Source organism: Stenotrophomonas sp. ATCM1_4 (assembly GCF_004348115.1).
Classification (GTDB): Bacteria; Pseudomonadota; Gammaproteobacteria; order Xanthomonadales; family Xanthomonadaceae; genus Stenotrophomonas; species Stenotrophomonas capsici.
This window is the reverse complement of record NZ_QPFB01000001.1, coordinates 1,549,577-1,560,758: the sequence shown is the minus strand read 5'-3', so window position 1 is coordinate 1,560,758 and position 11,182 is coordinate 1,549,577. Positions and strand designations below refer to the sequence as shown.

The window sequence follows — 11,182 nt, the reverse complement described above, 5'->3', positions numbered from 1 at the left end:
TACCTTTCTGCAGGAACCCCTACCCATGACCCAACGACGTGCTCTGGTAACCGGCGGCAGCGGTGACATCGGTGGCGCGATCTGCCGCCGGCTCGCCGCCGACGGCGCGCATGTCATCGTCCATGCCAACGCCAACCTGGTGCGCGCGCAGGCGGTGGTCGAGCAGATCCACGCCGATGGTGGCAGCGCGCAGGCAGTGGCCTTCGACGTGGTCGATGGCCAGGTGGTGGCGGCGGCGCTGGAGGCCCTGCTGGCCGATGGGCCGATCCAGATCGTGGTCAACAACGCCGGCATCCATGACGATGCGCCGATGGCCGGCATGGACGCGCAACGCTGGAAGCGGGTGGTCGACGTCAGCCTGCACGGCTTCTTCCACGTCACCCAGCCGCTGCTGCTGCCGATGGCACGCACGCGCTGGGGCCGCATCGTCAGCGTGTCCTCGGTGGCGGCGGTGCTGGGCAACCGCGGCCAGAGCAATTACGCCGCGGCCAAGGCCGGCCTGCATGGCGCGACCCGTTCGCTGGCACGCGAGATGGCCAGCCGCGGCATCAGCGCCAACGTGGTCGCCCCGGGCGTGATCGAAGGCGAGATGGCCGCCGAGGCATTCCCGCCGGAGATGATCAAGCAGGCGGTGCCGGCCGCGCGTGCCGGCAAGCCGGAGGAAGTGGCCGCGCTGGTCGCTTTCCTGTGCAGCGATGCGGCCGGTTACATCAACGGCCAGGTGATCGGCATCAATGGCGGCATGGGCTGAGGCCCGGCGGCTCAGTCGCGGCTGTCGGCGTCGTCGATCAGCGGCGGGTTGGCGCGGATGGTGCGGTACACGCGCCAGACGTGGCCATGGCGCAGCGCGAACAGCACGATGTGGCGGGTGATGCGGTACAGGTCCTGCAGCGGCCGGAAGTGGCTGGGACGGAACTGTTCGTCGCTGCCGGCGCAGCGGTAACGCGAGTCGATGGGCACCGACACGCAGCGCGTGCCCAGTTGCCGCGCGGCGGAAATCAGCAGTTGCGCCTCGAACACGAAGCCCTCGGCGGGGATGTCGCGCAGCGCGATCACCTCGGCCGGATAGAAGCGTTGCCCGCTCTGGCTGTCGACCACCTGGTAATGGGTGCCCCAGGCGATGCCCCAGTCGCCGAAGGCGTTGGCCAGGCGCCGGTACAGCGGTTGCGCGGCGCGCTTGCGCAGGCGTGCGCCGATGATGATGCAGCCGGGGTGGCGGTTGGCGCAGGCCAGCAGGCGGGGCAGGTCGGTGGCGGCATGCTGGCCGTCGCCGTCCATGGTCAGCACGCCACGCAGGCCGCGCCGGGTGGCTTCCCGGAAACCGGTGCGCAGCGCGTCGCCCTTGCCGCGACGCTGGCGGTGGCGCAGCACGATGACCGGCAGGTCGGCGATGCGCTGGGTGGTGTCATCGTCCGAGCCGTCGTCCACCACGATCACGTGCGGGAACAGCGCCAGCGCGCCCTGCACGACCTCGCGGATGCGCAACGCCTCGTTGAGCGCCGGGATCAGTACCGCGACATCGTTCGGGGACAACGGCACGGGGTCATTCATGGCCCAGGCGGATCCTCAGCTGTTGCTGCCGACCGGCCGGCAGCAGGACCTGTTCGCTTTCCATCGCCAGGGCTTCCAGCAGCGGCAGCATCGGCTGCATGGCATTGCCGTGCAGCAGCGCGGTGAGCGGACCGGGCGCGGCGTCGGCGACGGGGGCGTCGGCGCAGGTGTCCAGGTGGACGGTGAGCGACGGCAGGCCGGCGCAGGGAACCCGCGAGAGCACCAGCGCCGCGCCGAGCAGTCCTTCGCTGGGCGCCGGTTCGGCCAGCGGGCCGCTGGCGCTGCCGTCATAGGCCACCAGCAGCACCGCCTCCTCGCCGGCATGCAACTGCACCAGCGCTTCCAGCAGGCCCTGGGCGAAGCTGTACGGCCCGGCGGTGATCGCGGTGGCCGGGACATGCGCGCCGGCGCCGATGGTCCAGTAGCCGGCCGCGGCGTTGTGCACCGAGTTGTGGAAGCGGGTGGGCGAGATCGCGCGCGGGTCGTCGGCCAGCGTGGCGCACATGTAGTCGGTGATCGACAGCTCGCCGTGGGTGGAGGTGAACACCGAGGACAGTGTATCCGGCGCGCGGTCGGCGGCCTGGCAGGCGGCCAGCGCCGCCTCCAGCGCCACCACCACGGTGCCCGGCGCGCGCCGGCGCTCGTTGGCGGCCAGCAGCTGCGGGGCCGGCCGTGCCGGCGGGGCGTCCGGGCGTTGCCCGGTGCGGACCCAGGCGCAGGCGCTGTCCCAGTCGGGCAGGCCGCTGCCCCAGAACCCGATGCCTTCCACGGTTGCCTGCAGCGCCTGCATCAGTGCGCCCTGCCGAAGACCAGCGAGCAGTTGTTGCCGCCGAAGCCGAAGGAATTGTTCATTGCGTAGTGGATGTCGGCCTGTGCATTGTCGAAACGGATCTGCGGGCCGCAGGCCGGGTCGGGGATCTCGCTGTTGAGCGTGCCGGGCAGCAGGCCGTGCTCCAGCGCCAGCAGCGCGAACACCGATTCGACGATGCCGGCCGCGCCCAGGGTGTGCCCGGTCCAGCCCTTGGTGGAGCTGGCGTGCAGGCTGTCCGGGAACAGCGCGGCCACCGCGGCGGCCTCCACGCTGTCGTTGGCCGGGGTCGAGGTGCCATGCAGGTTGAGGTAGCCGACCGCGGCCGGTTCGATGCCGGCGCGCTGCAGCGCGGCCTGCATCGCCAGGCGTGCGCCCAGCCCCTGCGGATGCGGCGCGGACATGTGGTGCGCATCGCTGGATTCGCCGTAGCCGCGCAACTGCAGGCCGGTGCCCGGGCCGGCCCCGGCCCGTTCCAGCACGGCGAAGCCGCCGGCCTCGCCCAGCGACAGCCCGACCCGGCGCGCATCGAATGGCTGGCACGGCGTCGGCGCGACCAGCTGCAGGGCGTTGAAGCCGAACAGCACGCTGCCGCACAGGGTGTCCACGCCACCGACCAGGGCGGCGTCGGCCAGCCCCGCATCGATCAGGCGCGCGGCCTGGGCAAACACCTTGGCGCTGGACGAACAGGCCGTGGCCACGGTGACGCAGGGTCCGTGCAGGCCGGTGGCGGCCTGCACGAAGTCACCCAGCGAGTGCGGGGTATGGATGCGCACGCGGTAGCGCAGGTCCTGGGGGAAACGGGGCGTGCCGTCGGCATCGTCGACCAGCCGCGCATAGGCGTCCTCGGTGGACCCGATGCTGGCGGTGGAGGTGCCCATCACCACCGCCACGCGCCCGGCGCCGTGGCGCCCGACGACCTGCGCGACGGCCTCCAGCAGGCCGTCCTGCTGCAGCGCCAGCCAGGCCAGCGCGTTGTTGCGGCAGTCCAGCTCGGCCAGGTGGGGGGGCAGGGCGACGGCCTCCACGCCCTCGACGCGGCCGATCCAGCAGTCCAGCGGCGCGTTGCCGAAGTCGTTGCGGCGCAGCCCGCTGCGGCGTTCACGCAGCCCCTCGCGTTGTGCATCCCGGCCCGCGCCCAGCGCGGTGGTGGCGGTGTAGGCCAGGATGTCCAGGGCAGCGATGGGCGGGGTGGCAGCGATAGGCACGCGGGCTTCCAGGGGATCAACGGGGCGCGAGTATATAGACGCCCGCCCGGATACGAGCTGACGGCGGCAGCCGGGAACGGTGCCGACCTGCACGTCGTTTTGATGAAAATGAATGCAATGGTTGCGCTAAATGCCCGACGTTTCAGGGATTACGCCTTTCAACAGCGCCCTGTTTCCGACACAATCATCAGCTTCCCATGCAGGGCCAAGCCCGCTGGCATGCAAGCCTACGTCTATAAAAGCCAACGCAAGCAGGACACCTACGTCTACCTGGCCAAGCGTGATGATTTCGATGCGATCCCGGCCTCGCTGGGCGCAACGCTGGCCCCGTACACCTTCGTGCTCGAGGTTGCCCTGACCCCCGAACGTCGCCTGGCCCAGGTCGATGCCGCGCTGGTGCGCGCCAACCTGGCCGAGCGTGGTTTCCACCTGCAGCTCCCGCCGCAACCGCTGGCACCGGTGAAGATCGCCCGCATCGACGGCCGCGATGACTGAAACCCTGCGTACCCGTGCGGTCGCGGTCGCCCTGGCGATCGGTGTGGTGCTGACCCTGCTCACCGGCTTCGGTGGCGTGGCCGCGGCACTGTGCGGCGTGCTGGCACAGCCGGCCTACGCGCTGGCGGTGTCCTGGTGGCGGCGCAGCCGCACCGTGGCGCCGTCGCTGGCCCTGTTCAAGCGTGAACTGCCCGGCCTGCTCGGCCTGTGGGCCGGTGGCGCGGCGATGGTCGCGGTGCTGGTGTCCTGGCCGCTGGCGGCGCTGCATGACAGCGGCAGCCTGGCCGCGGTGCTGGCGCTGAGCGTGGCGGTCAGCGTGGCGGTGCTGGCGCTGTGGCGCACCTGGCCGTTGTGGCACGCGATGGAGCGCGAGGACAGCTCGCTGCGTACGCAGTGGAACGCCCTGGCCGGGCGCGGCCTGGATTCCTGGCAGGGGCTGGGCGCGGCGACGATCCTGGTGGTGCTGTGCGCGGCCATCGTCGCACCGGCCTGGCCGGGCCTGCTGCCGACCTCCCTGCGTTGGCCGCTGGCCATCGCCAGCGCGGTGCTGGCACCGCTGCTGCACCACCTGCTGCAGGCCATGCAGGTCGCATCGCCGGCCGCCGTGGCCGAGGCACGGGTGGAACGGCGCACCGACGTCGAGCTGTTCGCCGAGGCCGCCGCCACGCCGGCACCGCTGGAACCGATCGCCCAGGACGAGCTGGTCCCGCAGCTGTTCGACGCCGCCCGTGGCGGCCGCGTCGACCGCGCGCTGCAGCTGCTGGATGCCGGTGCCGACCCGCACGCCGAGCCGCCGGCCGAGTCGCGCGACCAGCGCAGCCTAGTGGTGCTGGCCGCGGTACTGCCGGACCTGCGCCTGCTGCGTGCGCTGATCAGCCGCGGCGTCGGCGTCAACCAGAGCCATCGTGGCATGACCCCGCTGCTGGCAGCGACCCGCGACAGCTGGCACGGCCGTCCCGAGGCGGTGATGACGCTGTTGGCCAACGGCGCCGACCCGCGCGCCACCGATGCCGAGGGCAACACCCCGCTGCACCATGCCGCGCGCAGCTCGGACCCGGGCGTGGCCGCGCTGCTGCGCGATGCCGCCGCCGAGATCGACGCGCTGAACAACGATGGCCACAGCCCGCTGGCGGTGGCCTGCCAGTCCGGCAACTGGCGCCTGGCCAAGTTCCTGCTGGAGCGCGGTGCCAAGGTCGAGCCGGTCGATGGCGTGCCGGTGCTGGTCGCCGCCGCGGCCACCGATGACGACGACCCGGCCGGCGTGCAGCTGCTGCTCAAGCACAAGGCGCGGCTGGACGCGCGCGACCGCCAGCGCCGCAGCGCGCTGCACGAGTCGGCGCTGGCCGGCCATGTCGATATCGTCGAAACCCTGCTCAACGCCGGCGCCAACGTCGAGCCGCGTGATGCCAACGGCCGCACGCCCTGGCTGGACGCGGCCTCGCAGGGCCATGCCGGGGTGCTGGAACGCCTGCTCGCCCACCAGCCCGACGTCAATGCGGTCGATGGCGACGGCAGCAACGCGGTGCTGTTGGCCTGCCGCGCCGAACACGTGTCCGCGGCGCTGGTCCGGCGCCTGCTGGACCTGGGCATTGCCGCCGACGTGGCCGGCAATGATGGACGCCGTGCCATCGACCACGCCGCCGCCGCCGGCCGCTGGAGCATCGTCTCGCTGCTGGACCCCGGCTACCCGTTGCCGGCCGCGGTCAGCGATGCCGCCGCCTCCGGCGACGCCAGCCAGGGCGAGGTGTCGCCGGTGCTCAACGACCGCGCGCCGTTGGCGCTGCTGCGCGAGGCGTTGGTGTTCGGCAACGTCGACGGCATGGCGCCGCTGGCCAAGCTGTGTTCGGCCGACGAACTGGGCGGCCTGCTGCATGACCCGGAGCTGGTGCTGCAACCGCGCGTGGTGGATTGGCTGCTGGGTGCCGGTGCGCGCCCGGACGTGCTCGACGCCTGCGGCGACACGCCGATGTTCGCGTTGCTTTCGCGCGGCGTGGACGCGGTGCCGACCCTGCAGGTGCTGCTCAGGCACGGGGTCTCGCCGGCCGGTCGCGGTGGCCTGACCCGCCTGCTCGCGGCCTGCGTGCAGCATGACCACGCCTCGCGTGGCACCGAACAATTCGCCGTGGAACTGCTCGAGCGCGGTGCCGACCCGTTCGGCGCGTCGCCGGCCGGTGACCCGGCGCTGTCCCTGGCCGTGCGCCTGGGCTGGCTGAAGCTGCAGCTGTGGCTGCTGGCCAACGGCGTGGACCGCGAAGCCCGTGACAGCCACGGCATGACCGCCCTGCACCTGGCCACCGCGCTGGCACGCGAGGCCTCGCTGAAGCAGCTGCTGCTGCAGGGTGCCTCGCCGGATGCGCGTGCCGCCGATGGCCAGACCCCGCTGGGCGTGGCGCTGTCCAGCGGCCGCCGTGACCTGGCCGACTGGCTGGACTGGCGCGGCTGGGCCTTGCCGCTGCGCGCGCTGCGCGAGGCCGACGTGCCGGCCGCGGCGATGGCCGGCGATGCCGATGCCGTGCGCCGCCTGATCAACCTGGGGTTCGCGGTCGACGCCGTCGATGCGCAGGGCTGCACCGGCCTGCTGCGCGCGGCCGGCGGTGGCCACGCGGCGGTGGTCGACCTGCTGCTGGCACGCGGGGCCGACCCGCAGCATGCCGCGGCCAGTGGCGCGACGCCGCTGTCGGCGGCGGTGAGCATGCGCCAGACCGCCATCGTCACCGCGCTGCTGGCGGCCGGTGCCAAGCTGGAACATCGCCTGCCCGGTGGCGTGACGGTGCTGATGCTGGCCGCCGCGCTGGGCCTGCCGGACATCGTCGCGCGGCTGCTGACCGCCGGTGCCGACGTGCATGCCGGCGACGACCAGCAGTTGGCGCCGCTGCACTGCGCGGCGCTGTATGGCTTCACCTCGCGCGACCGCACCCGCCTGCTGGCCCTGCTGGACACGCTGCTGCTGGCCGGCGCCGAGCCGGACCAGGCCTCGGCTGGCACGGTCACGCCGCTGCTGCTGCTGTTGGGTGCGCGCGCCGAACCGGGTACTGCCTGCGACGAGCACGTGGTGCTGGCCGCGGTCGAGCGCCTGCTCGACGAGGACGTGGCGCTGGACGTGCGCGACCCGCGCGGCTTCGGCCCGCTGCACCTGGCCGCGCTGCATGGCCTGCCGCTGCTGGTGCAGCGCCTGCTGCGTGCCGGCGCGGATCCGGACATGCGCGATGCGATCAACCGCAGCCCGCGCGACATCGCGATCATGCGCGGTTTCGTCGACGTGGCCGGTGAGTTCGAGCCGGCGGTGCCGGGCGTCTCGTCGATGGCGCGGTTCCTGCGCGATCGCGGCTGAGGCGCGTGGTGTCCTGCAACGAAAAGCCCGGCGTGATGCCGGGCTTTTTGTTTGCGCGGTGAAGCGCGGACCCCTCCCCAACCCTCCCCTGCTGCGCAAGGGAGGGCAGAAGCGGGCGTGCCGCGATCTGACCGTTCAGGCAGAACCGCCCCCTCCCTTTGCCGCAGGCAAGGGAAGGGCCGGGGAGGGGTAAGGCCGTCGGTCGTTACTCGCCGTTGCCTTCGCGCTTGACCTCCGCTTCCTCCACGTCCGCCTCGAACAGGTGCATCAGGTCGGCACGCGCATCGCGCGAGGTCTGCATCACCGCGGCCTCGTCGTCGTAGACCAGGTGCTGGGCCTTGAGCAGTTGCTCGTCGTGTTCGCGGAAGCGCTGCACGTGCGCCTGGGCCACATGCGCCGGAATGCCCAGCGCGGTCAGCACGCGCTCGCTGGCTTCCAGGCTGGAGCCGAACACTTCGCGGAACGGTTCGGCCGACATGTCCATCAGCTTCCACGCATGCTGGCGGTTGCGCGCGCGGGCCAGGATCTTGGCATCGGGGTACAGGCGCCGCACCAGCCGCACCGCGCGCAGGTTGGTGTCCGGGTCGTCCATGGCCATCACGAACACGCGGATGTGCTCGGCACCGGCCGAGCGCAGCAGGTCCGGCCGGGTCGGGTCGCCGTAGTACAGCTGGCTGCCGAAGCGGCGCATGTCTTCCACCGTGTCCGGGTCGGCCTCCAGCGCCACGTAGGGAATGCGCTGGGCGGTGAGCAGGCGCGCCACGATCTGGCCGAAGCGGCCCATGCCGGCGATCATCACCTGCGGGCGCTGTGCGCCGGCCTCCTTGAGTGTTTCGTCCGGGGCCCGCTCGGGCGCGGCATGCGCCGGCTTGAGCTGCAGCACACGCTGCAGGGCCAGCAACAGCAGCGGCGTGATCGCCATCGACAGGCTGACGATGGCCACCAGCCGGTCATGGTTGATGCGCCCCAGCAGCAGGGCGCGCTCGGCTTCGTTGAACACCACAAAGGCGAATTCACCGCCCAGCCACAGCACGCTGCCCAGCATCAGGGCGTTGCGCAGCGACATGCGCGCGGCCAAGCCCAGTCCAACCAGGATCGAGAACTTCACCGCCAGCAGGATGGCCACGCCGGCGGCGATCACCTCCGGTTCGGCGGCGACCCGCTTCAGGTCGATGCCCATGCCCACGGCGATGAAGAACAGGCCCAGCAGCAGGCCCTTGAACGGCTCGATCTGCGCTTCGATCTCGTGGCGGAACTCCGAGTCGGCCAGCAGCACGCCGGCGACGAAGGCGCCCAGGCTGGCGCTCAGGCCGGCTTCGGTCATCAGCCACGCGGTGCCCAGCACCACCAGCAGGGCGGTAGCGGTGAATACCTCGGGCATGCGCGTGCGCGCCACCACCGCGAACAACCGCCGCAGCACCGGCCGGCCCAGCACGATCACCGCGGCGAGGACGCCCAGCGCGATGGCCGCGTCCTGCCAGGTGAGGGTTTCGTTCTTGACCCCGCCCAGCAGCGGGATCGCCGCCAGCAACGGGATCGCGATCAGGTCCTGGAACAGCAGGATGGCGAAGCCGAAGCGGCCATAGTCGCTGTTCAGCGCCTTGTGCTCGGACAACAGCTGCAGGCCCACCGCGGTGGAGGACAGCGCCAGCGCGGTGCCGACCACCAGCGCGCTCTTCCAGTGGAAGTGGTACATCAGCAACAGGCCGCCGAGCACGCTGGCGCTGAGCAGCACCTGCACCGTGCCGCCGCCGAACACCGGCTTGCGCATCACCATCAGGCGCGAGGGCGAGAGCTCCAGGCCGATCAGGAACAGCAGCATCACCACGCCGATCTCGGCGGCGTTGAGGATGCGGTCGGCGTCCTGCACGAAGCCCAGCACGTGCGGGCCCAGCACCACGCCGGCCGCAAGGTAGCCCAGCACGGCACCGAGTCCGAACTTCTTGAAGATGGGCACCGCCACCACTGCGGCCAGCAGCAGTACCAGCGCGAGTTCGAGACCGCCGCCATGCATGAAGTGGAGCTCCTTGAGGTAAGACCGGGCCGGCCGCCCGGGTGGGCCGGCCGCTGCGTTCATTATGGGGGCTGCCCCGTCAACGAAAAGGAATGCGCGCGCAATGCACTGTCGCCGGTACCCGCGCGCGGGGTTGACCCGGGCGGCCAACAGGCACAGACTCGCGCCGCTGCGGCAGGCCCGCAGCACCTTCCCGGAGTCCAACCCATGTCCAGCGACAGTCGAAGTCGATCTCGATCGACGCCAGCGGTGACGAACGCCTGAGTGGGGTGATTCGCCGTTGCTGGCGTTGCGTGATCGCAATGCATACAGGCGAATCCACATGAACCAGAAGCAGCTCCTGCGCCCGGTGGCCGACGCGGCCACCCTGAGTGCACCCCTTGCCGACTTCAACACCGCCGATGCGGTGGAATACCTCAACACCCTGGGCCTGCCGCAGGCGGCCGACACCCTGGCCGCATTGCCGGTGCCACGCGCGGTCAAGCTGCTGGAGGCCCCCGAGCTGCAGCATGCCGGCGAGCTGATCGCCGCGCTGCCGCCGGCCCGCGCCGCGGCCCTGCTCGGGCTGATGGCCGACGACCGCGCCACCGACATCGTCCACGAGCTGGACGCCGCCGAGCGTGCACGGCTGATTCCGCTGCTGGCGCCGGAGGCGCGGCAGTCGATCCAGTTGCTGCTGAGCTACCCGCCGAACACCGCCGGCGCCTTGATGACCACCGAGTTCGTCGGCGTGCCGGCCGACTGGAGCGTGGCCCAGACCCTGCAGCACATCCGACAGGTCGAGCGCAGCCGCGAGACCGTGTACGCGATCTACGTGCTGGACCCGCTCACCCGCCAGTTGCGGCAGGTGGTGACCATGCGCCGGTTGATCACCGGTGCGCCGGAGGATTCGATCCTGGACGTGGCCCAGGTCAACCCGCCGGTCACGGTGGGCCCGCTGCTGGACCAGGAGGAAGTCGCGCAGCTGATCCGCCGGCACGACCTGCTGGCGATCCCGGTGGTCGATGCGCAGTTGCAGATGCTGGGCATCGTCACCGTCGACGACATCCTGGATGCGTTGATCGACGAGTCCACCGAGGACGTGCACAAGTTCGGCGGCGTGGAGGCGCTGGACAAGCCGTACATGCAGATCGGCTTCTTCGAGATGCTGCGCAAGCGCGCGGGTTGGCTGAGCGTGCTGTTCCTCGGCGAGATGCTGACCGCCAGCGCCATGCAGCACTACGAGGATGAACTGGCGCGTGCGGTGGTGCTGACCCTGTTCATCCCGCTGATCATGAGTTCCGGCGGCAATTCCGGCTCGCAGGCGACCTCGTTGCTGATCCGTTCGCTGGCCCTGCGCGAGCTGCGCCTGCGCGACTGGTGGAGGGTGGCGCTGCGCGAGCTGCCGACCGGGATGGTGCTGGGCGGCATCCTCGGGGTGCTGGCGATCGTGCGCATCACCGTCTGGCAGCTGGCCGGCCTGCATGACTACGGCGCGCACTGGGTGCTGCTGGCGGTGACCATCGGCGCCGCGCTGGTGGGCATCGTCACCTTTGGTTCGCTGTCCGGCTCGATGCTGCCGTTCGTGCTCAAGCGGCTGGGCTTCGACCCGGCCAGCGCCTCGGCGCCGTTCGTGGCCACGCTGGTGGACGTGACCGGCCTGGTCATCTATTTCAGCATCGCGGCGATGATCCTCGGCGGCACGCTGCTGTAGCCGGTAGTGACGGGCCGTGCCCGGCAGGGCTTCACGCCAGAGCGCAGCAGGGCTGCGCTCTGGCGCTCATCGGCACTTGATC

The 11,182-nt window shown here is 71.4% G+C and carries 8 protein-coding genes; 4 read left to right on the top strand and 4 right to left on the bottom strand.

Features of this window, described 5'->3' with window-relative positions; all coding sequences use genetic code 11:
- Nucleotides 1-25 precede the first annotated feature (25 nt).
- Nucleotides 26-751: a 3-oxoacyl-ACP reductase FabG gene (gene fabG, locus ATCM_RS07415; RefSeq protein ID WP_165931143.1), complete on the top strand. Its 726-nt coding sequence runs from the start codon at nucleotides 26-28 to the stop codon at nucleotides 749-751.
- A gap of 11 nt (nucleotides 752-762) precedes the next feature.
- Here fabG and ATCM_RS07410 read toward each other — a convergent pair whose 3' ends face one another.
- The 3 genes from ATCM_RS07410 to ATCM_RS07400 are packed head-to-tail and all read right to left on the bottom strand — an operon-like array spanning nucleotide 763 to nucleotide 3,543.
- Nucleotides 763-1,551, bottom strand: a complete 789-nt coding sequence (locus tag ATCM_RS07410; protein ID WP_132863824.1) for a glycosyltransferase family 2 protein — start codon at nucleotides 1,549-1,551, stop codon at nucleotides 763-765.
- Nucleotides 1,544-2,341: a beta-ketoacyl synthase chain length factor gene (locus tag ATCM_RS07405; RefSeq protein WP_132863822.1), complete on the bottom strand. Its 798-nt coding sequence runs from the start codon at nucleotides 2,339-2,341 to the stop codon at nucleotides 1,544-1,546. Before ATCM_RS07405 ends, ATCM_RS07410 begins: the two co-directional genes overlap by 8 nt.
- The gene (locus ATCM_RS07400) at nucleotides 2,341-3,543 is read right to left on the bottom strand and encodes a beta-ketoacyl-[acyl-carrier-protein] synthase family protein (protein ID WP_132866099.1); all 1,203 of its coding nucleotides are present in this window, start codon (nucleotides 3,541-3,543) and stop codon (nucleotides 2,341-2,343) included. Before ATCM_RS07400 ends, ATCM_RS07405 begins: the two co-directional genes overlap by 1 nt.
- Before the next feature lie 243 nt (nucleotides 3,544-3,786).
- On the opposite strand from ATCM_RS07400, the gene ATCM_RS07395 reads away from it, so the two are divergent.
- Together ATCM_RS07395 and ATCM_RS07390 are read left to right on the top strand one after the other, a co-directional pair.
- Nucleotides 3,787-4,062 carry a YcgL domain-containing protein gene (locus ATCM_RS07395; RefSeq protein WP_132863820.1) on the top strand — a complete coding sequence of 92 codons (276 nt, stop codon included), beginning with the start codon at nucleotides 3,787-3,789 and terminating at the stop codon, nucleotides 4,060-4,062.
- Nucleotides 4,055-7,393: an ankyrin repeat domain-containing protein gene (locus tag ATCM_RS07390; RefSeq protein ID WP_132863818.1), complete on the top strand. Its 3,339-nt coding sequence runs from the start codon at nucleotides 4,055-4,057 to the stop codon at nucleotides 7,391-7,393. The genes ATCM_RS07395 and ATCM_RS07390 overlap by 8 nt, the downstream gene beginning before the upstream one ends.
- A gap of 205 nt (nucleotides 7,394-7,598) precedes the next feature.
- Here ATCM_RS07390 and ATCM_RS07385 read toward each other — a convergent pair whose 3' ends face one another.
- A complete protein-coding gene (locus tag ATCM_RS07385; RefSeq protein WP_132863816.1) occupies nucleotides 7,599-9,407 on the bottom strand; it encodes a monovalent cation:proton antiporter-2 (CPA2) family protein in 1,809 nt (602 codons plus the stop codon).
- A 322-nt stretch (nucleotides 9,408-9,729) separates the two neighbouring features.
- Between ATCM_RS07385 and mgtE the strand changes: the two genes are divergently transcribed.
- Nucleotides 9,730-11,100 (top strand): magnesium transporter, encoded by a 1,371-nt coding sequence (gene mgtE / locus ATCM_RS07380; RefSeq protein WP_132863815.1) that lies wholly within the window; start codon nucleotides 9,730-9,732, stop codon nucleotides 11,098-11,100.
- The last annotated feature ends 82 nt before the right edge of the window (nucleotides 11,101-11,182 follow it).